Raw genomic sequence first — 24489 nt, 5'->3', positions numbered from 1 at the left:
CCGACACCGATGCCCGGGTCACTGACAGACGTGCTGCTCCGCGGCCTGGACTATCGGCTCGGCCCAGGGCTCGCCGGTCCCCTTCTCGTAGGTCGCACCGAGAGAATCGGTCACTTCCGCGACGGCCTCCTCCTCGGACAATCCCTGCTGAGCGCGGGTCTCGCAGAAGCCCGGAATGTAGATGCCCAGTGCGAACACCTCGTTGACGGTCGTGCCGATGCCCTGCCCGTAGAGGTCGTCGAACAGTTCGGCCATTCCCGGGGTCTCGAGAAATCCGTCCCTGGCCTCCTGCACGTCACGAGAGATGCCGCTGCCGGTGTCCGTCGACGTCATCTCGTAACCACAGCCGGTCACCGAGCTCAGTGCCACCATGCACAGTGCAGCACTCACCGCTGTCCAACCCGCACGCCGCTTCACGAGAACACCCCTGCAATCACGTAGGTCAGCGCGGCGACGGCAGCCGCCGCGGGCAGCGTGGTGACCCACGCCGCGAGCATGTTTCCCGCCGTTCCCCAGCGCACGGCCGTCGTGCGTTTGGTCGCCCCGACGCCCATGATCGCCGACGAGATGACATGCGTCGTCGATACCGGCGCTCCCAGTCCGATCGAGGCCACGTACAGAACCGCGGACGCGGTCGCCTCGGCCGCGAAGCCCTGGGGTGGGTCGAGTTCGATGATCTTGCGGCCGAGGGTGCGCATGATCCGCATCCCACCGGTCGCTGTTCCGAGCGCCAGCACCGTCGCGGTGAGGAAGTAGCACCACAGGGGAATCGTGTAGTCGACCTGATTGCCGGACACGACCAGAGCCAGAACCACGATGCCCATCGTCTTGGCTGCATCCTGCATACCGTGCCCGAAGGCCATGGCCGCGGCCGAGCAGGTCTGAGCGCGCCGGAACCCCCGGCTGGTGGCACTGGGAGACGACCGCCGGAACATCCACAGAATGGCCACCATGACGGCGCTTCCGAGCACGAAACCGACTGCAGGAGAAACGATCATCGGGAGGATCACCTTGGTCGCGACGCCTCCCCACAGCACGGTCATGCCGCCGGCCAGTGCAGCTCCCACCATGCCGCCGACCAATGCGTGCGAGGACGAGGACGGCAACCCGAACCACCACGTGATCAGATTCCAGGCGATGGCACCGACCAGGGCGCACCCGACCACGAGCAACGCGTCGGATCCGACGTCGAGGGCGATGATTCCCTCCCCCACCGTCGAGGCGACCTTCGCACCGAAGAAGGAACCGAGCAAGTTTCCCACCGCGGCCATGACCAGCGCCGTCCGCAGTGTGAGTGCGCGCGTGGACACCGATGTCGCGATGGCATTGGCCGAATCGTGAAAGCCGTTGGTGAAGGTGAACGCCATCGCCAGGGTGATGACCAGAACGAGTGCTACCACCGCGCACTCACGTCTCTTTCAGCACGATGGATTCGATGACGTGCGCTACCTTCTCGAAAGCGTCTGCGGCGTCTTCGAGTTCGTCGCCCACTCCCTTGAGTTTCATCACGGTCAATGCGTCGAAACGGCCGTCGAACAGATCCGCCAGAAATGTCCGATAGGCATGATCGGCCCGGTTCTCGAGTTCGTTGATCTCGATCCAGTAGCGCTCGAGATCCTTCATCGACGCCAACCTCGGCATGGCTTCCGCCGTGACCTTCGCCGACCGGTCGAGGATGTCGATCATGTCGTGCATGTGTGGGGTGAGTTCGCCTATTCGGTAGAGCGAGAGCAGATGTGTCGCCGCTTCCATGTGGTCCATGACGTCGTCGAGGCTCGAACCGAGGACGTAGATGTCGGTGCGATCGAACGGGGTGATGAAGCTCGAGTTCAAGGTGCGGAACAGGTCGTGGGTGACGCTGTCGGCTTCGTGCTCGAGATCGACCATGCGACGCGCCACAGCATCGATCTCCGGTGCGGATTCGAGCAGTTCGGTCAACGTCTTGGCTCCGGTGGCCAGCAGCTGAGCAGAGGAGTTGAACAGGTCGTAGAACAGAACGGACTTGGGTTTGAAGCGTGCGAACATCTTCCGTCTCCTAGGGGTACGGCGGCTACCGGCGAGCGCCGGCGTAGGGCTCGAGCAGATCCGACGGCACGCGATGGTCGGCATCGGCGGGAAGGACGAGTTCGGGCGCACCGGCGCGTGATCGCGGTGCCATCTCGAACGCCTCGATGGACTGGCAGTACTTCGAGACTCGGATGACGGACATGTTCATCCGGGCCGTCATGTCGGTCACCCAGTACGGCACTCGCTCGTTGGCCTTGATCTCCAGGATCGCGAGCTTGGGCGGAATGATGAAGCGGTTCTGGGCACCGGAATCGAATCGGAAATCGCGATCCCGACCGTGCACCTTGTGGTCGATCGTCACCCGCAGACCGAGATCGGCCTCGCGGCCGACGTAGGCCTCGCGTAGATAGCCGGTGGTGACCATCGGACGCAGGTCGAGGTTGGCGATCAACGTGCTGACCTCGTTGACGAACGGACGTTGACTCGGATCGCACTCGATCTCCTCACGGCCGTTCAACCACCGCTGAGAAACGTCGTAGGGCAACGAGATTCGACGCTTCTGGGTGACTCTGTTGACGCGCTGCTTGATCTCGATTTGCACCGGTGTGTCGTCCGTGCATTCGGACGGCGCCCCGTACAGCCGCACCCGCACCTTGCGGCGGAACTTCAGGCCCTCGATCTTCTCCCAGTAGAACCGCAGGTCGGTGGTGTCGTAGTACAGGGAGGTGACCGGGTAGCCACCCTTGGGCGAGAACGGATCGGTGTCCATCCGCGCCGTCAACTCTTCACGAACCTGTTCGACGTCGGCTTCGGCGACGAAGTACTTGATCTCGTACCTGTTGAACGAGTGCAGCTTGCTGGCAGTCTGCTGATAACCGGTGGGCTCGGTATTGAGGTCTTCCGGCGAGGCACCCTGTCTCTCCAGTGCGGCCTTGGGCCGAAATTTGTCGAACAGACTCATGGAGCGATCCTTCCTTCGGTGGGTGTGACGGTCGGGCGACGCCGCGTTCAGTTCGGCTCGGCGAACACGATCGGGGGTAGTTCGGTGGCTCCGTCGGCCTCGGACGCGAGCAGTAGTTCACCCGCGTCGGTGAAGGCGACGGCCTCGCCCTGTGGTTGATCGGGGCCCTCGACGACACCGGCGGGAGCGCCCGAGAATGCTGCTGCCACATCGCCGTCGGCGATATCGAAGACGAACAGATCCTTCTTCGTTCGCAGTGCCCCCACGGTCGCGTCGGCATCGACGGCTGCACCGGTGATCGGCCGACTCGATCCGTCCGCAGCAGTTGCGGCCACTGCTCCGACGCGAACCAGATCCACGGTGTCTGCTGCGCCGGTAACGGATTCGTCGGACGAGTAGATCGTTGCGGACGCACCGCCCGAGACCTTGGTGATCAACACCGGTTGCCCGGTGGGCGTCAGAGCGAACGCCTCGACGTCGTGTGCGCCGTCCGGGTAGCGCAGAGAGACGGAGGTGCGGCGATCGGACCGGACATCGACGCCGATCAGGGTGACGCTCTCGCGTTCACCGTCGTTGTCACCGGTGTCGGCGAGCCACACGATCCCCGCGCTGTCGACGGCCATGTCCTCGACGTCGACCGTCTCGACTCCGACGTCGATCCACCCGGTCACCTCGCAGGCACGGTCGAGCACCGCCAGCCGATCGTCGCTGCCGCGGTCCCCGATCGCGTAGCCGGTATCGCCCGTCCACGCCAGACCCGACAACTCGGACAGGCCCGAGTCGGTGGGGGTGCACCAGGTTTCGAATCCCGCGGCGGCTGAGGGTTGGGCTGCCGGGGGTTCGGCCGCTGGGGGTTGGGCCGACATGCACGACGCGAGCACCGAGGCACCGACCCCGCACGCAGCGACCACCACGCCGACCCGCCGTCTCCGAGTGTTCACCTGACTGTCGCCTACCCGCCACGCGATCGAGCGTCGACGGTCACCGCTCGGGAGCAGCATCAGGTCATGAACGGTCGAACTTCTGTTCCCGAGTTGCTGGTTGCCACAGGCACTGCGCGCACGCTGTCGCAGGCCGCCTCCTTCGTGATGGAGGGAATGGTCCTGATCAACGGCATGCCGCTGCGCGACCCCCGCCGCGAGGTTTCCCCGGCAGACACCCTGACCCTGCGCTGACCGCCGGGACATCACGACGATCCCGTCACGACAGGATCGTCGGCGAGTGCATCGATTCGGATCTGCAGCCGTGACTTCAATTCGGCAGCGTCGGCGTCGATCTCCTCCTGGGTGAGCCCAGCCGACGTGGGGACGGATGCGGCAACCTCGTCGACGATGTCGAGTACTCGACCACTGGCCCACAACTCGTCGTAGATCGTGCGGTACGCAGCGTCGTATTCGTCGGTGAATTCCGTCGAGTCCAAGAACATGTCCTTGAGCGAATTACCCAGCATCGGGCCACCTTCGGGCATGCCCCCACCCTCCGGGATCTCCATTCCCTCCGGTGGTGTGAAGCCCTCGGGCATCTGAGGCATGCCACCGCCTCCGGCTCCTCCGCCACCGGGAATCATCGAGACTTCGTCGTGCGCCCCGGCGGTGGAATCGGAATTCAGAGCCAGGTTGAGATCCCACGACACGACGGAGAACTTCTTCGTGTCCAGGTCGTAGTAGAGGTAGAAGTTCTTTCCCGGTCCGCCCATGTCGTCGCCGTTGCTCAGCAAGTTCTGCAGTGCAAGGTAATTCGCCAGCGAGTCGACGTCGACGTAGTCGGCCAGATGCGCATCGAACTCGGCCTGGTCGGCACCGTCGAGCCACTTCAGCAGCGTGATGATCGGTTGCAGGTCCGCTGTGCCGCGGGCATTGATCTGGGTGAACTGCTCGGCGTAGGTGGTCTGATCATCGCCCTGATACGTGAAACTCGCATTTGCGCCGGTCTTGTACAACACCCCGTCGCCGTCGTGCAGAGAATTGGCGTAGTCGTCGTCAGGAGCAACGACCACCAGTCGCGTCGTCTCGGTCGAGTCGTTCACCGAATACGTGGTGTAGGTGAAGTCCTGGGTCGCCTGGCCCGAAGCCTCGGTGATCGCAAGGGAGACCGACTCGTTCAACGCCGGAGTGTACGGCCGGAGCGAGAGCGTGGTGTGACCCTGATACGCCCGGCCCTCGGAGTACTCGGCGAAGTCGATCAGAAACGGAAGATCCTCGGGCTCATCGAAACTGAGCGGTTCACCGAACATGGCCATCCCGGCACCACCGGGCATACCCCCGCCCTCGGGCATGGCTGCACCATCGGTAGGCGCTGTGCCATCCGCAGGTGCTGCACCCTCCGGCATGGTTGCACCCTCCGGCATGGTTACGCCGTCCGGCATGGTTACGCCGTCCGGCATTCCCCCGCCCTCCGGCATTCCCCCGCCCTCGGGCATGGCTGCGCCGTCTGCAGGAGCTGCTGCGGCGTCCGCGCCGGCGTTGCCACCCCCGCGTCCCGGCATCGTGCCGTCGTCGTTGCTCAGCGTGCTCAGCGTCGAGTTGCCCTTCAACCGAATACCGACGTCCGAGATCAGGGTGCCGTCGATGGTGATGTCTGCGGGTACCGATTCCTTGACACCCTCGTTCTGGAACGAGTCCTTCAGGGTCTGGTAGTCGCCGGCGTCAATATCCACCGAAATCGAGTGCGACACAGTGGTATCGAACAGATCGACCGTACCCTGGACGTTCTCGGCGATCTCGGAGGCGATGACGGTTGCATCGCCGGTGATGTACGGGCGGATCCGGGTCGACCCGAACACGGTCGCCATCACCACGACGAACACCAGCAGTGTGGCAGCAATTTTCCAATGCTGCCGCACCGTCCGAGGCACTCGGTGGACGAGCCTCCTTCGCAGGGTTGTCGGAGCGGTGGGAAAGTTCGCGTTCGGGTCGGCCACGATCAGATGTCCGTCTGGTCGTATCCGGTGAGTACCGAAACCCGTTGTCCGGTATTGACCTCACTGAGCGCTGCGATCAACTCACCGGGTTTCTTGCCCGATCTGAGTTGGGCCGTGAAGTACAACTCGGTCAGCGCACCCGATCGCACCGATTCGGTACTGACGAGCTCGAACTCCTTGCAGTACTTGATCAGTACGTCCTCGACGAGATCGGTGTAATCGGCGTCGGGTGGAACCTGCACCTTGACGACCTGACGCTGCACATCGAGTTTGAACCAGTTGAACTTGCTCATCACCACCATGACCAAGCAGATGGCAAACGTGGCCGCAATGGCCAACACGTAGAAGCGAGTTCCCGTGGCCATGCCGATCGCCATGACGAGGAAGATGAAGCCGACATCGCGAGTTTCCTTGATGGCGTTGCGGAATCGGACGACGGACAACGCACCGACGAGGGCGAACGCCCGTGCCACGTTCGATCCGACGACCAGCATGATCAAGCTGATGACCATGCCCACCGTGACGAGAGTTTGTACGTAGGACTGGCTGTACGAGACGTTCTTGTGGGTGAGTCGGTAGACCCAGCCGATGATGGCCGACAGAACGAACGACAGTGTCAGAGACACCACGATGTCGAACGTCGAGAACGTTCCGCTCAGGTCTTGAATGTTGAAATTCATCGCATTCCGATCGAGTTGAGTCGAATTCCGCACTGGTTACCGGGGAGCGCGTGACCCACGCGCCTACATCCGCAATCAGTGCTGTTTACCGTTTGTTCGGATGCCGTTAACCCTAGAGACAATCTGGACGGAATTTCCACCTCAGAAGCTGGCAGTTTCCTGCCAATTCAGCCGTTCATCTCCTGGCAGCAGTGGAATTTCGAACGAACTCTATCCGGCGCCCCAGTCGGACGCCGGTCGGTTGAATTTTTCAATTATGTTGCGGGTCAATCGATTACGTGCGCATGCCGTACAAACGTTGTCAATCGGTCGTCGAGCGAAGTGACGGCAGAATTACTTCGTCGATTATTCGCGTTCTGCATTCCGAATCCAAAGGCTTGGCGTCGGTCAATGGGCCAGTCATGATTGCGCTGAAGACCATGTACTGCAGAAAGTCTGCCGATCTCGGCCTGCTCGACAATTCCCCCCGCTGCACCGCGCGCACGACGACCGACTCGAGGAATCTGGCCTCGGGTTCGAGGAACGTTCTCCGCACCGCTGCCGCCAACTGTTCGTCGACCATCACCGCGTGGTGGATCGCCGCAGCGAAACGTTGATCGTGCTCCGCCCCCTCGGACACCCGATTCATCAACTCGAGCAGATCTCCGCGAAGGTCTCCGGTATCGATGCCGACGAACGGGGGCGGGCCGACCGATTCGATGGCCGCGACCACCATCTCGGCCTTGCTCGACCATCTCCGGTAGAGGGTGGCCTTGCTGCACTGTGCTCGCTCGGCAACCAGGTCCATCGACAGCGAGTCGTAACCGACCTCGCCGAGGCACAGGAGTGCGGCGTCGAGAAATTCGCCCTCGCGTTCCATACTCACCCTCGACCGGCGTGGGGCGTCGACGCTCATCCGTGGCCCCCTTATCGAATCGAAACAGTTTCGTACCGCTTACCGAGCGTAGCGCTGAGGCATACTTCTGTCACTGGACGCGCAGCGCAGGTGACCTACATCACGTCCGTGTGACATTGTTGAAGCCGTCAGATCGGCGTGAACGGCTGGAGAAAATCGTGACGGCCTGGTGGCGGTGGTACGCAGCGCTCGGCGCAGTCGGCTGCGTCGTCTACTTCCTCGTCCCGACGATCGTCTGGGCCCAGTCCGTCTTCGCCCTCGTCGGAGCCTCCGCCGTCGCTGCCACCGTGATCGGTACCAGGATGCATCGGCCGGCCAACCGCAGAGCCTGGCTGGCCATCGCCGCCGGAACCGCACTGTGGGTGCTCGGCGACATCGTCTACGAATGGATCCACGTCACCCGCGGCAGCGTGCCGTATCCATCACTGGCCGATGCGCTGTACCTCCTCGGCTATCCGATCTACGGCTTCGGCCTGTTTTTGCTGGCTCGCCACAAGTGGCGAGCGAGCGAACGCGGCCACGTAGCCAACAGCGCCATCGTCATGGTCGCGTTCGGACTGCTCACCTGGGTGTTCGCCGTGCAGCCGTCGCTCGGCGGCGAGGGTATCTCCGGGATCGCCGGTCTGGTCGACGTCGCGTACCCCGCAATGGACATCTTTCTGCTGGGACTGCTGGCGCACTTCGTGGGCTCGAGGCAGTGGCGGGCCCTGTCCTATCGGCTGCTCACCGTGGCCGTTGCACTGCTGGTCGTCACCGACACCGTGAACAATTTCGCGATCGTCTCGGATTCCTCGTCCGACAGGTCCCTGTTGGACGTCGGCTGGATCATCTCGTACGTCCTGATCGGCGTCGCCGCCCTTCACCCGTCCATGCGGCGCATCACCAACCCGAACATCGAATCCAACGCCCACCTGATGGCGTCGTTCACCACTCCCACGGTCGTCGTGCTGACCGCGGCCACCCTGACTGCGCCGATCGTGATGTTCATCGAGGTCGTTCGCGACGAGCCGATCGCCCAGTGGGGATGGGCGGTGCTGCTCTGCGCTCTCGCGTTGGTGGTCCTGGTGATCATTCGCATCACCGATCTGTTGCGGTTGTTGCACACTCAGACCGTCCAGCTCCGTGCCGTCGCCGATACCGATCACCTCACCGGCCTGGCCAACCTGCGCGCCCTCGAACATCGACTCTGGGGCAATGCGGGTGAATCGACTGTGTTGACCGTCGATATCGACCGATTCAAGGAGATCAACGACACCTTCGGACGCGGCCTCGGCGATCAGGTCCTCGTGCTGGTCGCCGAGCGCCTGCGAGGGGTCGCCGATGACTCGATTCTGTTGGCGCGCTTGGCCGGTGACGAATTTGCCCTGTGCGGGTCGTCGGAGTCGATGGATCCGGCCGCGTTGGCACACGAGATCCAGCTCCGGTTCGCCACACCCTTCGAGGTGGGGAACATGACCCTACTGATCGAAGCGAGCGTCGGCGTCGCGTCGACTTCTCCGACCGGAGACGGTGAGGACGAGACGACACCCGATCGCCTCGTCCAGCGCGCCGACCTCGCCGTCCAGGCCGCGAAAGCAGCTCAGTCGCGCGTCGCGTACTACGACCGATCGATGGACCGGGACAAGAGTGAGCAACTCATCATGCTCGGCGAACTCACCACAGCACTGGAAACGGATCAACTGCGACTGCACTATCAACCGCAGGTCGACCTCACGACGATGACCGTCGTCGGCGTGGAAGCACTGCTGCGGTGGCACCATCCGAACGGCACCGTCCTGTCCCCCAGTGCATTCCTGCCCACCGCCGAACGCACCGGACTGATCCGGCCACTGACGAGCTACGTCCTCACCCACGCCCTCGCCCAACGCAGGCAGTGGAAGTCCGACGGACTGGAGTTGAGCATCGCCGTCAACATCTCGACCCGCAATCTGTTCGACGACACCCTCATCGGACAGGTGTGCACGGCGCTGAAGGAATTCGATTGTCCACCTGGTCGATTGACCTTGGAGGTGACCGAGACCTCGGCGATGACCGACCCGGTCGGCGCGACCGAGGCGCTGTCGATTCTGCATGCGATGGGTGTGCAGGTCGCCATCGACGACTACGGCACCGGCTACAGCTCGCTCGCGTACATCGAGAGGTTGCCGGTACAGGAGTTGAAGATCGACCGCACCTTCATCGGCGGCATGGCACACAACCCGGCGCACGAAGCCATCGTGCGATCGACCGTCGAACTCGCCCGTACGCTGGGACTGTCGGTGACGGCAGAGGGAGTGGAGGACGAAGTGACGATGACGACGTTGCGCGAGCTACGGTGCGGACGAGCGCAGGGTTACCATCTCGGCCGTCCCACCTCGGCAGACCGACTACCCGCCCTCGTCGCCGAAATCGACGCGCGTCTGAACACTGCTACAGGAGAACGGATATCATGACCGAGGCAGCTCTGTCGGTGTACGCCGCGATTCGATCTCGCCGCGACGTTCGCGCCGAGTTCGACGGAACCGTCGTCGACGACGAGACTCTGCGCCGAATCCTCGGCGCGGCGCATCAGGCCCCGAGTGTCGGCAACACCCAGCCCTGGGACTTCGTCGTCGTCCGCAAGCCCGACACACTGAGCGCATTCGCCGCGCACGTGGCCGGATGCCGACAAGATTTCGCGGACAAGCTCGACGCCGAGCGCCGAAAGACGTTCGACCCCATCCGTATCGAGGGAATCGAGACGAGCGGAACCGGTGTGGTCGTCACCTACGATCCCGACCGTGGAGGACGGCACGTCCTCGGCCGCGACACCGTCGACGACACCGGCCTGTTCTCTGCCGTACTCGCCATCGAAAACCTCTGGCTCGCAGCAATAGCCGAGAACGTCGGCGTCGGCTGGGTATCGTTCTACGACGAGCCGTATCTCACCGAACTGCTCGACATCCCCGCGCCGGTCCGCCCGATCGCCTGGCTGTGTGTGGGCCCGGTCGAATCGTTCCAGGAGGTACCCGATCTGGAACGCTTCGGCTGGCGCACCCGCCGCCCGCTGGACGACGCCCTGCACTTCGAGCAGTACCGCCGATGATGCGCGCGCGCCTGGTTGCGGTGGCCACTGCCTGCCTGCTCGTGGCCGGCTGCTCTGCAGCCGAGGCCCCGACCGAACCGTCCACTCCGGCAACCACTCCCGCTGCCGAGCCTGCACAGGCCCCGGATTCGGCCGACCCGATCGGCACCGTCGTTCCACTTGCGGGCGCTCCCGAAGGTGTTGTGGTCGGAACGTCCGGGATCGCTGCTGCAGCGGTCCGAGAACCCGACGGTGTGGTGTTGTTCGACGCGGCGACCGGTGTCGTGCGGCAGATGGTCCAGACGACCGGAGCACCACGGCATCTCTCGCTCGCCGGCCCCGACGGCCCGGTGCTGGCACCGCTCGAAGGCAGTGACGAATTGCTCGAGATCTCGCTCGCCGACGGCGCGATCCTGTCGACCGCCACCGGAGTCGGCCGTCAGCCGCACGATGCCGTGTCGACCTCCGACGGCACGATCGTGGCCACCAACGAAATGGGTGGCGGAGTGATCTTCCTGCGCGACGGCGCGGTGCTGTCGGAACTACCACCGGGGCCCGTCCAACCCGGTGGTGTCGCGGCCCTCGGTCCGTTCGCTGCTGTCGCGGACGTCCAGGGCAACGGTGTATGGGTCTACGACGGTGCGACGCAGCAGGAGGTGGCGCAGGCTCCGATCGGCGTCAAGCTCACGCACGCGGTGACGGTGAGTCAGACGGTGGCCGGGTTCGCCGACACCGACGGCGGCACGGTCCTTCTCGCATCGGTCGACGCGGCCGGGGGCATTCGTCAGATCGCGTCGATCGATGCACCCGGCAACCCGTACGGGCTCGCCGTGGATCCCGAACGCCGGCTGCTGTTCGTGACGCTGACCGCATCGAACGTGCTGAGGGTGGTCGATGTGTCCGATCCCGCTGCTCCGCGCACCCTGGGTGATGTTCCGACGGTGACGCAGGCCAATTCGGTCGCGGTCGATCCACGGACCGGTGACGTGCTGGTGACCGGCAGCGACCCCGGCGCGAGCAGTTCGATTCAGATCATCACCCGCGCAGAGTTGCCTGGTAGTTAGGCCGTCACCAGCCGTAGGAGCCCGGGATTCCCTTGAACGGACCGACCACGTCGTCGGTGATCCAGCCCTCGTAGAATCCGCCTTCCTGGGGCCGGACCGCTTCGCCGTCGATCTCGCAGTCCAGACGACTGGGCGAGAACGCCAGATAGCCGGCGATCTCGGCGAACCGAGGAGTGGGGTTCTCGTAACTCCACCCCGCGGCGGGTGCGACGGCATCTCCGCCGTGTACGTCCCAGTAGGTGGCGGCACCCTTCCATTCGCAGTGCGTCGACCGGGCCTCCGAGGGGGTCAACGCACCCGGAACCACGTCTGCGGGCGAGATGTACCAGGTCGGTGGGTGGCTCGTTTCCAGTACTCGGTACGCGGCGGTGGTGCGGGCGACCACCTCGCCGCCGAGCCGAACGACGAGCGAACGGTTCGAGGACTCGAGCTTGGGCGGACGGGGGTAGTCCCAGACGGACTCCTGGCCCGGCTTCGGCTTCTCGGGAACAACGGATCTCGGCAGATGTGAACTCATACCTCGATGGTGCCACCGGGTGTCAGGGAGCGTCGACGGGATAGAGATCGTCCACCCGTTCCTCGTCGAGAATCCAGCGATCGACGTCGTCGAGAGGCTCGACCGTGCGCACCGAGGTGACCGAAGATTCGGGTGGTCGGTGTTCGGTGCGGACCGGTTCGGTGCGGACCGGTTCGGTGCGTTCTGTCGGCGCGGGTGCCGGTATCTCGGGTGTGGGGAGTTCGGGCGCAGGTGTCACGGGTTCGGCTCTCGGGACGAAAGCCCACTCGTCGACGGCAGGTTTTTCGTCGTCGACGATGTCGATGGTCTTCGGCAGTTCTGCGGGTACCCGAACGAGGATGCCGAGTCCGTGGGTCGCGGCCAACAGACTCACCGGGGCGACGGTCGCAATGGCCGCCGACAGAGCGGGATGCAGGGTTCCGGCGTCGGAAATGAAGGCGTGCATGGCATTTGCGCCGATACTCACCAGAGCCGCCGTGATCAACACGCCCCAGAAGAAGCGTCGGCCACTGCGCTGATCCTCGAATTGGGCGAGCGCGATGACGGAGATCGTGGCCTGCAGGATGGTGCCGTCGACGATCACCGGCCACAGCCACGACAGAGAACGTGGGACGCCTGCCATCGTGGCGAGATCCCACAGTGCAGCGAAACTCAGCACGAACGACGCAATTCCGATGACGGTGGTGATGACGACCGCACTGACGAGCGTCGCACGCAGGACCTTGTTCATGGGTCGTCATGAAACACGAAGCCACCGACAAGTTCGGTGAAGGCTGCGACGGTCAGGGCTCGAAGGCGGCGCGAACGATGCGTCGCCGCCGCGAATGTCGATCATGCCGGGCTTCACAGCAGTGTCGACAGCGAGTGCGCCGGAGGTAAGGCCGAGGAGACCTGCGGATTCTGATCGCCTCGTTGCGGCCCGGTGTTGTCGCCCAGCAGTCTTCGCGAACGCGCGCGCGTTTGCCAGGGGCGCGCGGAATCGCTATGCGAGCATTGACAATTGTGAACGCGCCTGGCGAATGCGCGCGCATTTGCCACAATCCCCCACTGCCACCGCACCGAAGCCGCTCAGGGATCAGGCGGTGCGGATTGCTCCGCGGTAGAAGTCGGCGCGATCGTGTGCAGACATTCCGCCCCACACGCCGTAGGGCTCGTTCGCCTCGAGGGCGTGCTGGCGGCATTGTTCGAGTACCGGGCAGCGGCCGCAGACCTGCTTGGCGGATTTCTCGCGCGAGGTGCGAGCGCGGCCTCGTTCACCTTCGGGGTGGAAGAACACGGACGAGTCCAATCCGCGACACAGGCCGTCGAGTTGCCAGTCCCAGACATCTGCGTTGGGGACGGGTAGTTGGACCGGCCTGGCGGGTGCGCCTCGCACCATGAGCTGTCTCCTCACTGAAAAGTGAACAAGCTCACTATCTCGCATTCGTCATACTTTTACAAGTCCTTTCAGTCATTCGTAGTACTTAAAAGCAAGCATGCTTGCTTGAATTCCCGTTCGGAACCGAAGGCCACCCGAACTTCGGGCGGGCGTTACCGGATATCAGCGACATCGGATGCACCGACAGAGCTTTCGACCCTCGACCACGTGCGATATGTTGATGTCAGTCGACCTATTCGGGGTGCAACCAATTTCAGGACGAGGACAGTGATGGACGTCGGTGATCAACAGAGTCGAGAGCTGGTGTTCGCAGCTCTTGCCGATCAGGTCCGTCGCGAAATCCTGGACACCCTGGCCTCGCACGGTGAATGCAGCGCAGGGTTCATCAGCGAACACATTTCGTCGGTAGGACGCACCACCGTGTCGGCTCATCTGAAAGCCCTCAAGATGTCCGGGGTCATCGTCGAACGGCGTGCCGGTCGGAACCGCTTTTTCTCCGTGGACCCAGCCGGTCCGGCCAACGACGCTCTACAGTTTCTGCGTGATGTGCTCGAGCGGTCCCTGGTGGCGGCACAGGCACCCAGCGATGCGCCCAGTACCGACCGCACCGATGACGCCGCATCGGAAGCTCGGCCTCGCCGGCGCGCGTGACACCGGGAGTCCGCGTTCGATCGACATGACCGTGGTGGCGTGATGTCCGGCCTGTCCGTGACGGCGCAAATCCACGTACCTCACCCGCCCGCGGTCGCGTATCAGCAGTTTCTCGACGGGAATCTGCTCGACCTCGAGTGCACCCGGCTGGTCGTCGGGGCCGCGGTGTCGGTGTCCCTGCCGGTGGGCGGGACGGGAGCATCCGGCATGCCCATCACGCTGCTCGGCCACGTCGCGGCAGTGCGACCGGCGAAATCGGTGGTGTTGGTTCATCATCAGCCTTGGCGAGGACGGTTGACCTTGCGATTCCATCCCGACGGCACCGGCACCCGATTGGTACTCGAGTCCGGTCTCGATCGAGACGGCGTGGCCTGGCTGGCGCACAAACGTGGTTACGGTCCCCCCGAACCACTTCGGCCGGACCGCCACCGCATCGGACTCCTGGTCAGCAAATCAGGCTCTGCAGCGGTGTTCGCGCAAGCCACCGAGACTCTGGCTCGATTGGCCGTCGACGAGATCAATGCCGATGGCGGAATTCGCGGTCTACCCGTCGAACTGCTGATAGGCGACGACGCATCCGACTCACGGGCGGGGGCTACCGCCACGCGCCGCCTGCTTCGCAGTGGCTGCCGCATCATCTTTGCCTGCGTCACCTCGGCAACGTTCAACGCTGCGGCGTCGGCGTTGCACGACAGCGATGTGCTGGTAGTGCATACCGTCCTCAACGAAGGCGGGCGCCCGGATCCCGGCATAGTGCGGCTCGGCGAACGCCCACTCGCGCAGGCGCGCGCCGGAATTCCTGCGTTGATGACCGAGACCGACAGCCGTACATGGTTTTTCGTCGGACACCGGTACTCCTGGTCGTACGGCGCGCACTGGGCTGCGCGACGAGTTGTCGCAGAGAACAACGGTTCGGTCCTCGGCGATGCGTACCTGCCCCTCGGGACCGAGGATTTCTCCTCCACCATCGCTGACATCGAGCGCTCCGGGGCGGAGCTGATTCTGTCGTCGCTGGTGGGCCACGACGAGGTCGTCTTCGAGCAACAATGCTTCGACGCGGGCCTGCGGTCGACAACGCGCACGTTGGCCCTGGTGCTCGACGAAGCAACCCAACAGCTGATCGGCACCTCGGCCTCCGACGGAGTATGGGCGGCGTTCGCGTACTTCCAGGGTGCCACCGACCTGCACAGAGATCTCGAAAACCGCTACAACGCACTGCAAGCCGGCCCGAAGCCGCCCATGAGCTCACTGTCCGAAACGACGTACGAGGCGATCGCTGCCTACGCTCGGATACTCGGGGCGACCCGCAGCGAGCTCGATCGAGAGACGCTTCGTCGACGCCTGTCGGACCGGTCGACATCGAGTCGCGTCGACGAAGGTCCGACGGGGCCCGCCATCATGCTGGCCGTGTCACAGGGCGGCATCTTTCGGCCGCGGTAGCCCACACACCGGCGAGAAGCCGATACGCACTTCTCGTCACCCCTGAATTCGCGTGAACTCGACGCAACACAGAATTTACCGGCCAATATGTCGATACATATTGACGCATTGACTAGAACTGCTTTAGCGTCGCCTGATCCGAGTACAGAGAACCTCGGTGGGTAGGGGCGCGTTCGTCCCTCCGACACACCGACACGACTTGCTGTTTCGACAGGAGACGACATGACAGTTTCACGCCCGGATCCGGATGCGATCGGTTCGGCCGCAGAGCATTTCGGGATCGATCTGAGCGCCTCGGACCGTGAGGAGTTCGCCGGGTTGGTCGACGGGGCTCTCGGGTCCTACGACGTCGTGGACGAGTTGTACGCACAGATCGCGCCCAGCATCCCCGATCGAGAACATCGAGTCCTCTCCGAAGCCGAGAATCCGCTCGGAGCCTGGTACGTCACCACCGCGATCCGATCGGCCGAGCCGGTGGACGACCGCCTCGCCGGAAAACGCGTCGCCATCAAGGACAACGTCGCCGTGGCCGGGGTGCCGATGATGAACGGCTCACGCACCCTCGAAGGCTTCGTCCCCTCACGCGACGCCACCGTCGTCACGCGCCTGCTGGAATCCGGGGCCGAGATCGTCGGCAAGTCGGTGTGCGAGGACCTGTGTTTCTCCGGTTCGAGCTTCACCTCCGCGTCGGGACCGGTGCGAAACCCGTGGGATCTCGGTCGCGAAGCGGGTGGGTCCTCCAGTGGCAGCGGTGCTTTGGTCGCCAACGGTGATGTCGACATGGCAATCGGCGGCGACCAGGGTGGGTCCATCCGCATTCCGGCCGCGTTCTGTGGAGTCGTCGGCCACAAGCCGACGTTCGGCCTGGTTCCGTACACGGGAGCCTTCCCGATAGAGCGCACCATCGACCACGTCGGCCCGATCGCCCGGACGGTCGCCGACGCGGCCCTGATGCTGTCGGTCATCGCCGGATCCGACGGCAACGATCCCCGCCAGCCCGCGGACGTATCCACCGTCGACTACACCCTGGGTCTCGACCACGGGGTGGAGGGGCTCCGAATCGGCGTCGTCACAGAAGGTTTCGGCCACGAGTCCTCCCAGCCCGCGGTCGACGCCGCAGTCCGAGCTGCAGTGCAGCGCTTCGCCGAGGCCGGTGCGGTGGTCGAGGAGGTGAGCATTCCGTGGCATCGACACGCCTTCCACGTCTGGAACGTCATCGCGACCGACGGAGCGGCGTACCAGATGCTCGACGGTAACGGCTACGGGCTCAACGCGAGTGGTCTGTACGACCCGGAACAGATGGCGTACTTCGCCGGCCGACGAATCGAGCACGCCGACGAACTGTCCGAGACCGTCAAACTCGTTGCGCTGTGCGGACATCACGGGACAACCACACTGGGATCGGCGATCTACGGTAAGGCCCGCAACCTCGTTCCGACGGCTCGTGCCGCGTACGACACCGCGCTCGAAGCCTACGACGTACTGGTGATGCCCACTCTTCCCTATACCGCCACCGAGTTGCCCGACGCCGGCATCGACCGTGCCACCTACCTCACCAAGGCCCTCGGGATGGTCGTCAACGCAGCCCCGTTGGATGTGACCGGACACCCGGCGCTGTCTGTTCCGGCGGATCTGGTCGACGGCCTCCCGGCCGCAATGATGATCGTAGGCAAGCACTTCGACGACGCCACGGTGCTGCGTGTGGGTCATGCATACGAACAACTCGTCGGCGGGTTTCCCACGCCCGATTCCGCGCGAAGCCGCGTTGCCCTCACGTCGCCCTGACGACCCATCACATCGAAGGAGAAACAGATGAACGGAGTATTCGACCTCGGCGGAACCGATGGAATCGGAACCGTTGTCGTCCCCGAGAACGAACCGATATTTCGAGCGGAATGGGAAAAGGTCGCTTTCGGCATGTTCTCCATGTGCTTTCGTGGCGGATTCTTCGGAGTCGACCAATTTCGTTACGGCATGGAGCTGATCGACCCCGCGGTCTATCTGAAGTCGCCGTACTACGAACATTGGATCCACACCGTCGAGTACCACGGTGAGCGCACCGGAAAGTTGGACCTCGACGAACTCGATCGCCGAACCGAGCACTTCCTCAAGAACCCCGACGCTCCGCTGCCCGATCATGCCGACGATCCCGAACTGTTGGCCTTCATCGACGCCGTCGTACCCGCAGGCGCACCGGCCAAGAGGGAAAGTGACAAAGTCGCACGCTTCGCGGTCGGCGACACGGTTCGCGTGCTGCGCGGCTCACCCCGCGGCCACACCAGGAAGGCGCGCTACATCCGCGGCGCAACCGGGAAAATCGTGATGGCACACGGCACATTCATCTATCCCGATACCGCGGGCAACAACCTCGGCGACTGTCCCGAGCACGTCTACAACGTCCGCTTCGAAGCCGACGAACTGTGGGGCACGGAGACCGCTGACGCCAATCAAGCCGTGTATTTCGACGTCTGGGAACCCTACATCGAACTCGTGAAAACCGAAGGAGCACAGGCAGTATGAGTGGACTTGTTCGTAGCCAGGAAGAGATCACTGCACGCGTCAAGGCGTTGGAATCGATGCTGATCGAGAAGGGCATCATGACCACCCAGGCCATCGACCGTCTCGTCGAGATCTACGAGAACGAAGTGGGCCCGCAGCTGGGTGCCAAGGTAGTGGCCAAAGCATGGTCCGACCCGGAGTTCAAGGCCCGACTCCTCGCCGACGCGACCGGCGCGTGCGCCGAACTCGGCATCGGCGGATTGCAGGGCGAAGACATGGTGGTCGTGGAAGACACCGCCGAAGTCCACAACGTGATCGTCTGCACTCTCTGCTCGTGCTACCCGTGGCCCGTTCTCGGACTGCCGCCGAACTGGTACAAAGAGCCCCAGTACCGGGCCGCGATCGTGCGCGAGCCGCGCAAGGTACTGGCCGAGAGCTTCGGTTACACGGTCTCCGACGACGTTGAGATTCGGGTCTGGGACTCGAGCAGCGAGATGCGGTACTGGGTACTTCCTGCGCGCCCTGCGGGTACCGACGGATGGACCGAGGATCAGCTGGCCGAGTTGGTCAGTCGCGACAGCATGATCGGCGTCGGTCCCGCTATCGAGGCGACGGCATGACGACGACAATCCGCCCGGACGCAACCGAACTCGGCGATGCACGCCGCCGGGTGGAGAAGCTCGTCTGCAGCCTCCCCGATGTACCGGGTGGCGACACCGCCTTCACCAAACCCTGGGAGATACGCGCCTTCGCGATGGCCGTCGCGGCCTACGATGCCCGCCAGTTCGAGTGGTCGGAATTTCAGCTCTCGTTGATCGAGTCGATCAAGTCGTGGGAGGAACGGAACGATCCGGCCGAGGAATCACCCTGGTCCTACTACGAACACTGGCTCACGGCGCTGGAAACACGACTTTCGGGTAGCGGCTTGCTCAGCGACGCGGTTCTCGACGAACGAACCGAGACAGTGCTCGCAACGCCACCCGATCGCGACCACCACAAGGCGCATCTCGAACCCGTGAGCATCGATCCGGCCCGCACCTGAATTCTCGAAAACACACTCGACCACCACCCGAAAGCGGTACATCCCATGACCACCTTGTCCGCAGCACCCGACACCGCCCTGCAGAAGATCGCGGCCTCGACCGTGATGATCGCAACGATCCTGCTCGCCTTCGTCGTGCTCTACCTCGTCGGTTTCGATCAGGGCGCGATCTCCCGCAGTGGCATGTACATGCACGAGTTGATGCACGACGGCCGCCACCTGCTGGGCCTGCCATGCCACTGACCGACACCCACGGCCCGACGCTGCAGGGCACATTCGTCCAACTCCTGCTCCGAGGCCTGCTCGCCGGACTCCTCGCGGGCCTGCTCGCCGGAGCAGTCGCCTACGTCGTCGGTGAACCGCACATCGACTCGGCCATCGCCATCGAGGAAGCAGCCGGCACCGACACCCATCACACCGACACCGATGCCGCCCCGGCGGCGCATTCCCACGGCGACGAGGAAGCACTGGTCAGTCGGGACGGACAACGCGTCGGACTGTTCCTCGCCACCGGACTCGCCGGCCTGGCACTCGGCGCGATCTTCGCCTCGGCACTGCACTACGGGCGACGCTTCACCGCCCTGCCCGGTTCGGTCCTCGCGCTCGCCGGGGCCAGTGCCGGATGGGTGGCCATCGAAGCAGTCCCGTTCTTCAAGTACCCGGCGAACCCGCCGGCCGTCGGAGATCCCGAGACCATCACCCAACGCACCTGGCTGTGGTTGGCGACGGTGATTCTCGGTCTTCTGGCCGTCGCGGTCGGGATCTACGTGGCGAAGGCGGTGGCGTCGCAGACTTCGGTGGCGATGCGAATCGGCGCGCCGTTGCTGGCGTTCCTGGTGATCGTCGGCATCGGTTATGCACTGTTGCCCACTGTCAACGAGGTCGGCGCGGACTTCCCGGCAACCCTGCTCTGGGAATTCCGCCTGTCGTCACTGGCCACCCAAGCGACGCTGTGGCTCACACTGGGATTGGGATTCGCGTTCCTCACCGATCGCGCCGTGCGCCCTGTTCGCCGTGAGGCAGTCGCGGCGTAACCCCAGCGCCGCGTCAATGGACCATTGCACCGCCGAGACGTGTGCACAGTGCCATTGACGCGGTGCGGTCTGCCCGGATCGGCCGGGGTCAATGGACCATTGCACCGCCGAGACGTATGCAATGGTCCATTCACGCGTCCGGGCGGGGTGAACCTGACAAGGCGTCCGATGGCAGTCGCTGCAGGGCGACCTGTGCCCCAGTCGGTCTTCTCAGTGACTTTCCGACATTCCCGCCCGCTTCTCGAGTTCGAGCAGAATCTGCTCGGCGATCTTGGTCGGGGGTGGACCGATGTCGACGACGATGGAGTTCTCGTCCTCACCCAGTGGCTCCAGGGTCGAGATCTGCGTGTCGAGCAGCGAGGACGGCATGAAGTGGTCCATCCGAGCGTTGAGGCGACCGCTGATCCGATCCTTGGTTCCGGCCAGATGCACGAAGATCACCTCCGAGCCCTCCCTCGACCCAGCAGCGAGCACGTCCCGATACGTCCGCTTGAGTGCCGAGCAGGTCACGATTCCCGATCGGCCCGTGGTGGTGTGATCGGTGATCCACTCGGCGATGATGTCGAGCCACGGCCACCGGTCCTCGTCGGTCAACGGCTGACCCGACGCCATCTTTGCCACGTTGGCGTCCGGGTGCAGGTCGTCGCCCTCTTGCAGGTCCCATTTCAATGCTCCGGCGAGGATGCCTGCCACCGTGGATTTACCCGATCCGGACACTCCCATCACCACGAGAACCGGATGATGTGCTCTGCCTGTCGTCTGTGCTGCCATCCCTCGATACTGCTCCATCACGCCCGCGCGGATCGGACAGACGCGAGAAACCGGGCGACCCGTGGGACGATCGACCGGACATGAGCGAGACCAGCGACTTCCGCCAGCTTCACGATTCGGTGCTCGACGAGCTCGGTCGCGACATCGTGAGCGGCGCGATCCCGAGCGGGACCCGAATCTCGGCCGACGACGTCGCCGTGCGGTTCACCGTGTCACGGACAGTGGTCCGGGAAGTGGTCCGCGTCCTGGAGTCGCTTGGGTTGCTCACCGTGCGTCGACGCGTGGGGATCACCGTGCAGGGCTCGCAGAACTGGAACTCCCTGGACCCGGTGGTCATCCGCTGGCAACTGGCCGGGCCCGCCCGCGCCGAGCAGTTACTGTTGCTCAGCGAGTTACGTTCGGGCATCGAGCCTTTGGCAGCCAAGCTCGCCGCGCATCGAGCAACGCCCGAGCAATGCGGCGCACTGACGGCCGCCGTCATCGGAATGTCGTCGACGTCCCGGGCCGCGGACTCCGACGCCTACCTCGAACACGACAGCAACTTCCATCGCACGTTGCTCGCGGCCTCGGGCAACCCGATGTTGCGGTCGATGTCCGACATCGTGGTGGAGGTGCTCGCCGGCCGCACCCGCCACGCCCTGATGTCGCGGCAGGCCGACCCGGAGGCGATCCGACTGCACGGCGTCGTCGCGTCGTCGATCCAATCCGGCGACGCAGACGGCGCGCAGCGAGCCATGTTGGCCATCGTCACCAAGTCCGCGGCCTCGATGTCGGCGGCCTCCGGTGTGACTCCGTCGCCCGGTCTGGTCCCCGACCAGCAGTGATGCGTCGAGCGCACAAAGCCAGGTACGCCGAGGCGGGGTTCATCGCCTAGATTCGACGGGTGACTGCTCTCGAATTGCCGCTCGAACTTCGCCGCGCACTCGTCGGAGTAGCTCGGACTCCGCGTCTGCTCGTCGCGTCCGATTACGACGGCACCATGGCACCGATCGTCTCCGACCCACAGAAGGCCTTCCCTCACCCCGAGTCGGTCAGCGCCATGCGCGGGCTCGCTTCCCTGGCCGGCACCAACGCTGCCGTCATCTCCGGACGTGCCCTCCGCGATCTCGCGATCCTCTCCCGGCTGCCGTCCGAGGTACAGCTGGTGGGCAGCCACGGCAGTGAGTTCGACGCCGGGTTCATCAACGCCATCGACGAGAACGCCAAGAAGCTCCTCACCGTCATCACCGGCGAACTCCAGGCCATCGCCGACGCCCATCCCGGCGTCAGCATCGAGACCAAGCCGGCCAGCGTCGCGCTGCACGTCCGCAACGCCGAGACCGCCGCCGGTGACGAAGCGCTCGCAGCAGTGCGATCCGGCGCGGCCGCACGGGACGGCGTTCAGGTCACCGAGGGCAAGTCCGTCATCGAGCTGGCAGTCATCGTCACCGACAAGGGTGTCGCCCTCGACATTCTTCGGCACCAGGAAGCCGCCACTGCCGCAGTCTTTTTCGGGGACGACGTCACCGACGAGAAGGCCTTCGGGCACCTGCACGGGCCGGACATCGGCGTCAAGATCGGACCGGGAGACACCCTCGCGGAGTTCCGCATCGACAGCACCGAGCACGTTGCGCTCGCCCTGGCATTCCTCCTCGAAGAGCGCCGGCAGTGGCTTTCGGGAGCCGACGCCCCGCGCATCGAACGACTGACGATGCTCGCCAGCCCCAATGCCGTTGCGCTGCTGACCCCCGACGCCGACGTCACCTGGCTGTGTCACCCCGAGCCCGATTCCGCAGCCGTGTTCGCGCACCTGCTCGGCGGGGATCAGGCCGGCCACTTCAGCGTCGGACCCACCCGCGCATCACTTCCACTGAGTCAGCAGTACGTGGACGGCACGATGACGGTGCAGACCAAGTGGGCCAGCCTGCAGGTCACCGATTACCTGCCGCACGACATCGGCCAGGGCCAGACCGCGCTGACGCGAGTCATCACCGGCAAGGCCACCGCTGTGGTGACCTTCGCACCGCGTCCGGAATTCGGAAAGGCATGGGCCTCGATCGAACCCGATGTCGACGGCCTGCGCATCGTCGGTACGGCAGATCCGATGGTGCTGCGCAGCCCCGGCGTCACCTGGAACATCGTCTCCGACGGATCTCAGCAGACGGCACACGCGGAGGTCGACCCGTCCGACGGACCGATCGTTCTCGAACTGCGGCTCGGCACAAACGATCTGAGTCAGCACCCATGGGACGAGGTGGAGCGTCGCCGCGCATCGGAGGCGTACTGGAAGGACTGGGCCGACGGCCTGGACCTGCCTCCACTCAAGCGCGATCTGATGAAGCGATCCGCACTGACTCTCCGTGGACTCGTGCACGCCGAGTCCGGCTCGATCATGGCCGCGGCCACCACGTCACTGCCCGAGGACATCGGCGGAGTCCGTAACTGGGACTACCGCTACTGCTGGCTGCGCGACGCCGCACTCACCGCAGCCGCACTGGTCGACGTCGGATCGACGGCCGAGGCCGAGAACTACCTCTCCTGGATTCACGGGGTACTCGAATCGGTCTCCGGCCCCGAGCGTCTGCACCCGCTCTACACCATCTGGGGTCTCGGACTTCCGCCCGAAGCCGTCATCGACGAGCTGCCCGGTTACGCCGGCTCGCGTCCGGTGCGCGTGGGAAATGCTGCCAACCAACAGGTTCAGCTCGACGTCTTCGGCCCCATCGTCGAACTGGTGTCCGCTCTCGCCAATGCACGCAAGGCGAAGGGGTCCGAGAACGGTCTCTCCGACGACGACTGGGAACTCGTCCGCGCCATGGTCGAAGCCGTCGAACGTCGCTGGTTCGAGCCCGACCACGGCATCTGGGAAATCCGCGACAACCCCCGTCATCACGTCTACTCCAAGGTGATGGGCTGGATCACCGTCGATCGCGCCATCCGTCTGGCCGAAACATTCGGTCGCACAACAGAACCCGCCTGGGCGGCTCTGCGCGAGACCATCCGCGAGGAAGTGCTCGCCAACGGCTGGAACGAGGAAGTGCAGTCCTTCACCGCCGCCTACGACGGCACCGACCTCGACGCCGCGACGTTGTTCATCGGACTGTCCGGCCTGATCGACCCGGCAGACCCACGCTTCGCGGCCACCGTCACCGCCACCGAAGCCGAACTACGCAGCGGCTCCACCGTCTACCGCTACCGCCACGACGACGGACTCCCCGGCGGCGAGGGCGGCTTCCATCTCTGCGCGGCCTGGCTCGTGGAGGCATACCTCCTGGTGGGACAACGCGCCGAAGCCGAAGCACTGTTCGCTCAACTCGTCAGTGCCGCAGGCCCCACCGGACTGCTCAGTGAGGAATACGACCCCATCGCCGAACGATCGCTCGGCAACCATCCCCAGGCCTACAGTCACCTGGGCCTGCTGCGTTGCGCGAGATTGCTCAGCGCTCAGCCTGCCTGACCCCGCCCGCGGCTCCCGCTCCGCGTCAATGGACCACTGCATACGTCTGAGCCCTGCAATGGTTCATTCACCCACTGGGGTCTGCTGCGTGAATGGCACATTGCATACGTCTGAGCCGTGCAGTGGTCCATTGACGCGAACGGGGCGGGCG

Annotated in this window: 26 protein-coding genes; 14 read left to right on the top strand and 12 right to left on the bottom strand. The window is 64.4% G+C overall.

All coding sequences use genetic code 11. The features are described from left to right. Window positions 1–18: 18 nt before the first annotated feature. The 5 genes from CH302_RS24900 to CH302_RS24880 are packed head-to-tail and all read right to left on the bottom strand — an operon-like array spanning window position 19 to window position 3909. Entirely contained in the window at window positions 19–417 is a 399-nt protein-coding gene (locus CH302_RS24900; protein WP_141216726.1) for a hypothetical protein, read from the bottom strand. Further along, window positions 414–1400, bottom strand: a complete 987-nt coding sequence (locus tag CH302_RS24895) for an inorganic phosphate transporter (RefSeq protein ID WP_037190482.1) — start codon at window positions 1398–1400, stop codon at window positions 414–416. Before CH302_RS24895 ends, CH302_RS24900 begins: the two co-directional genes overlap by 4 nt. Before the next feature lie 7 nt (window positions 1401–1407). After that, on the bottom strand, window positions 1408–2025 hold the full coding sequence (locus CH302_RS24890; RefSeq protein WP_037190484.1) for a DUF47 domain-containing protein: 618 nt from the start codon (window positions 2023–2025) through the stop codon (window positions 1408–1410). Window positions 2026–2050: 25 nt separating this feature from the next. After that, complete coding sequence (locus CH302_RS24885) at window positions 2051–2968, bottom strand: polyphosphate polymerase domain-containing protein (RefSeq protein WP_037190485.1); 918 nt, start codon at window positions 2966–2968, stop codon at window positions 2051–2053. Between the two features lie 47 nt (window positions 2969–3015). Next, a complete protein-coding gene (locus CH302_RS24880; RefSeq protein WP_141216725.1) occupies window positions 3016–3909 on the bottom strand; it encodes a hypothetical protein in 894 nt (297 codons plus the stop codon). 66 nt (window positions 3910–3975) lie between these two features. Here CH302_RS24880 and CH302_RS30285 point away from each other — a divergent pair, with 66 nt between their 5' ends. Beyond that, window positions 3976–4143: a S4 domain-containing protein gene (locus CH302_RS30285; protein ID WP_155292901.1), complete on the top strand. Its 168-nt coding sequence runs from the start codon at window positions 3976–3978 to the stop codon at window positions 4141–4143. A gap of 11 nt (window positions 4144–4154) precedes the next feature. On the opposite strand, the gene CH302_RS24875 is transcribed toward CH302_RS30285, so the two are convergent. From CH302_RS24875 to CH302_RS24865, 3 genes are all read right to left on the bottom strand, one after another. Continuing rightward, complete coding sequence (locus tag CH302_RS24875; RefSeq protein ID WP_230596256.1) at window positions 4155–5822, bottom strand: CotH kinase family protein; 1668 nt, start codon at window positions 5820–5822, stop codon at window positions 4155–4157. A gap of 68 nt (window positions 5823–5890) precedes the next feature. After that, window positions 5891–6568, bottom strand: a complete 678-nt coding sequence (locus tag CH302_RS24870; RefSeq protein WP_037190487.1) for a DUF4956 domain-containing protein — start codon at window positions 6566–6568, stop codon at window positions 5891–5893. A gap of 301 nt (window positions 6569–6869) precedes the next feature. Beyond that, complete coding sequence (locus CH302_RS24865) at window positions 6870–7463, bottom strand: TetR/AcrR family transcriptional regulator (protein ID WP_037190488.1); 594 nt, start codon at window positions 7461–7463, stop codon at window positions 6870–6872. Between the two features lie 158 nt (window positions 7464–7621). Between CH302_RS24865 and CH302_RS24860 the strand changes: the two genes are divergently transcribed. From CH302_RS24860 to CH302_RS24850, 3 genes are read left to right on the top strand one after another with little or no spacing between them, the layout of a single operon-like run. Next, entirely contained in the window at window positions 7622–9895 is a 2274-nt protein-coding gene (locus CH302_RS24860) for a putative bifunctional diguanylate cyclase/phosphodiesterase (protein ID WP_037190525.1), read from the top strand. 11 nt (window positions 9896–9906) lie between these two features. Next, window positions 9907–10527 (top strand): 5,6-dimethylbenzimidazole synthase, encoded by a 621-nt coding sequence (gene bluB, locus CH302_RS24855; protein WP_170945919.1) that lies wholly within the window; start codon window positions 9907–9909, stop codon window positions 10525–10527. Then, window positions 10524–11570, top strand: a complete 1047-nt coding sequence (locus CH302_RS24850; protein WP_230596257.1) for a hypothetical protein — start codon at window positions 10524–10526, stop codon at window positions 11568–11570. Before bluB ends, CH302_RS24850 begins: the two co-directional genes overlap by 4 nt. 4 nt (window positions 11571–11574) lie before the next feature. Here the strand turns inward: CH302_RS24850 and CH302_RS24845 are convergent, their stop codons facing one another. The 3 genes from CH302_RS24845 to CH302_RS24835 form a co-directional block, all read right to left on the bottom strand. Next, window positions 11575–12087 (bottom strand): DUF427 domain-containing protein, encoded by a 513-nt coding sequence (locus CH302_RS24845; protein ID WP_037190491.1) that lies wholly within the window; start codon window positions 12085–12087, stop codon window positions 11575–11577. A gap of 22 nt (window positions 12088–12109) precedes the next feature. Next, the gene (locus tag CH302_RS24840; protein WP_037190492.1) at window positions 12110–12817 is read right to left on the bottom strand and encodes a DUF2637 domain-containing protein; all 708 of its coding nucleotides are present in this window, start codon (window positions 12815–12817) and stop codon (window positions 12110–12112) included. 345 nt (window positions 12818–13162) lie between these two features. Further along, window positions 13163–13465 (bottom strand): WhiB family transcriptional regulator, encoded by a 303-nt coding sequence (locus CH302_RS24835; RefSeq protein ID WP_032397411.1) that lies wholly within the window; start codon window positions 13463–13465, stop codon window positions 13163–13165. 270 nt (window positions 13466–13735) lie between these two features. On the opposite strand from CH302_RS24835, the gene CH302_RS24830 reads away from it, so the two are divergent. From CH302_RS24830 to CH302_RS24795, 8 genes are all read left to right on the top strand, one after another. Continuing rightward, the gene (locus CH302_RS24830; protein ID WP_037190493.1) at window positions 13736–14116 is read left to right on the top strand and encodes an ArsR/SmtB family transcription factor; all 381 of its coding nucleotides are present in this window, start codon (window positions 13736–13738) and stop codon (window positions 14114–14116) included. 42 nt (window positions 14117–14158) lie between these two features. Continuing rightward, complete coding sequence (locus CH302_RS24825; protein ID WP_037190495.1) at window positions 14159–15556, top strand: ABC transporter substrate-binding protein; 1398 nt, start codon at window positions 14159–14161, stop codon at window positions 15554–15556. 222 nt (window positions 15557–15778) lie between these two features. Further along, a complete protein-coding gene (locus tag CH302_RS24820) occupies window positions 15779–17341 on the top strand; it encodes an amidase (RefSeq protein WP_037190496.1) in 1563 nt (520 codons plus the stop codon). Between the two features lie 27 nt (window positions 17342–17368). Then, complete coding sequence (gene nthB, locus CH302_RS24815; RefSeq protein WP_037190497.1) at window positions 17369–18076, top strand: nitrile hydratase subunit beta; 708 nt, start codon at window positions 17369–17371, stop codon at window positions 18074–18076. Next, window positions 18073–18675 (top strand): nitrile hydratase subunit alpha, encoded by a 603-nt coding sequence (nthA, locus tag CH302_RS24810; RefSeq protein WP_037190498.1) that lies wholly within the window; start codon window positions 18073–18075, stop codon window positions 18673–18675. Before nthB ends, nthA begins: the two co-directional genes overlap by 4 nt. After that, window positions 18672–19097: a nitrile hydratase accessory protein gene (locus CH302_RS24805; protein WP_037190500.1), complete on the top strand. Its 426-nt coding sequence runs from the start codon at window positions 18672–18674 to the stop codon at window positions 19095–19097. Before nthA ends, CH302_RS24805 begins: the two co-directional genes overlap by 4 nt. 105 nt (window positions 19098–19202) lie before the next feature. Continuing rightward, a complete protein-coding gene (locus tag CH302_RS24800) occupies window positions 19203–19340 on the top strand; it encodes a CbtB domain-containing protein (protein ID WP_255139041.1) in 138 nt (45 codons plus the stop codon). Further along, window positions 19331–20131, top strand: coding sequence for a CbtA family protein (locus CH302_RS24795; RefSeq protein WP_094650107.1), 801 nt, complete (start codon window positions 19331–19333; stop codon window positions 20129–20131). The genes CH302_RS24800 and CH302_RS24795 overlap by 10 nt, the downstream gene beginning before the upstream one ends. 210 nt (window positions 20132–20341) lie before the next feature. Here the strand turns inward: CH302_RS24795 and CH302_RS24790 are convergent, their stop codons facing one another. Continuing rightward, complete coding sequence (locus tag CH302_RS24790; protein ID WP_037190692.1) at window positions 20342–20902, bottom strand: gluconokinase; 561 nt, start codon at window positions 20900–20902, stop codon at window positions 20342–20344. Window positions 20903–20982: 80 nt separating this feature from the next. On the opposite strand from CH302_RS24790, the gene CH302_RS24785 reads away from it, so the two are divergent. After that, window positions 20983–21726, top strand: coding sequence for a FadR/GntR family transcriptional regulator (locus tag CH302_RS24785; protein WP_037190693.1), 744 nt, complete (start codon window positions 20983–20985; stop codon window positions 21724–21726). Between the two features lie 59 nt (window positions 21727–21785). Further along, window positions 21786–24338 (top strand): trehalose-phosphatase, encoded by a 2553-nt coding sequence (otsB, locus tag CH302_RS24780; protein WP_037190694.1) that lies wholly within the window; start codon window positions 21786–21788, stop codon window positions 24336–24338. Window positions 24339–24489: the final 151 nt, after the last annotated feature.

The sequence above is a fragment of the Rhodococcus sp. 15-2388-1-1a genome (assembly GCF_002259145.1).
Lineage (GTDB): Bacteria > Actinomycetota > Actinomycetes > Mycobacteriales > Mycobacteriaceae > Rhodococcoides.
Note: the sequence above shows the minus strand (reverse complement) of the source record. Positions and strands in the feature narration are given on the sequence as shown.

Bases quoted from the DNA above. Each gene is read 5' to 3' on its own strand.
- CH302_RS24890 (WP_037190484.1), bottom strand. From the start codon at position 2,025: ATGTTCGCACGCTTCAAACCCAAGTCCGTTCTGTTCTACGACCTGTTC.
- CH302_RS24885 (WP_037190485.1), bottom strand. From the start codon at position 2,968: ATGAGTCTGTTCGACAAATTTCGGCCCAAGGCCGCACTGGAGAGACAG.
- CH302_RS30285 (WP_155292901.1), top strand. From the start codon at position 3,976: ATGAACGGTCGAACTTCTGTTCCCGAGTTGCTGGTTGCCACAGGCACT.
- CH302_RS24870 (WP_037190487.1), bottom strand. From the start codon at position 6,568: ATGAATTTCAACATTCAAGACCTGAGCGGAACGTTCTCGACGTTCGAC.
- CH302_RS24865 (WP_037190488.1), bottom strand. From the start codon at position 7,463: ATGAGCGTCGACGCCCCACGCCGGTCGAGGGTGAGTATGGAACGCGAG.
- CH302_RS24850 (WP_230596257.1), top strand. From the start codon at position 10,524: ATGATGCGCGCGCGCCTGGTTGCGGTGGCCACTGCCTGCCTGCTCGTG.
- CH302_RS24845 (WP_037190491.1), bottom strand. From the start codon at position 12,087: ATGAGTTCACATCTGCCGAGATCCGTTGTTCCCGAGAAGCCGAAGCCG.
- CH302_RS24840 (WP_037190492.1), bottom strand. From the start codon at position 12,817: ATGAACAAGGTCCTGCGTGCGACGCTCGTCAGTGCGGTCGTCATCACC.
- CH302_RS24835 (WP_032397411.1), bottom strand. From the start codon at position 13,465: ATGGTGCGAGGCGCACCCGCCAGGCCGGTCCAACTACCCGTCCCCAAC.
- CH302_RS24830 (WP_037190493.1), top strand. From the start codon at position 13,736: ATGGACGTCGGTGATCAACAGAGTCGAGAGCTGGTGTTCGCAGCTCTT.
- CH302_RS24825 (WP_037190495.1), top strand. From the start codon at position 14,159: ATGTCCGGCCTGTCCGTGACGGCGCAAATCCACGTACCTCACCCGCCC.
- CH302_RS24820 (WP_037190496.1), top strand. From the start codon at position 15,779: ATGACAGTTTCACGCCCGGATCCGGATGCGATCGGTTCGGCCGCAGAG.
- nthB (WP_037190497.1), top strand. From the start codon at position 17,369: ATGAACGGAGTATTCGACCTCGGCGGAACCGATGGAATCGGAACCGTT.
- nthA (WP_037190498.1), top strand. From the start codon at position 18,073: ATGAGTGGACTTGTTCGTAGCCAGGAAGAGATCACTGCACGCGTCAAG.
- CH302_RS24805 (WP_037190500.1), top strand. From the start codon at position 18,672: ATGACGACGACAATCCGCCCGGACGCAACCGAACTCGGCGATGCACGC.
- CH302_RS24800 (WP_255139041.1), top strand. From the start codon at position 19,203: ATGATCGCAACGATCCTGCTCGCCTTCGTCGTGCTCTACCTCGTCGGT.
- CH302_RS24795 (WP_094650107.1), top strand. From the start codon at position 19,331: ATGCCACTGACCGACACCCACGGCCCGACGCTGCAGGGCACATTCGTC.
- CH302_RS24790 (WP_037190692.1), bottom strand. From the start codon at position 20,902: ATGGCAGCACAGACGACAGGCAGAGCACATCATCCGGTTCTCGTGGTG.
- CH302_RS24785 (WP_037190693.1), top strand. From the start codon at position 20,983: ATGAGCGAGACCAGCGACTTCCGCCAGCTTCACGATTCGGTGCTCGAC.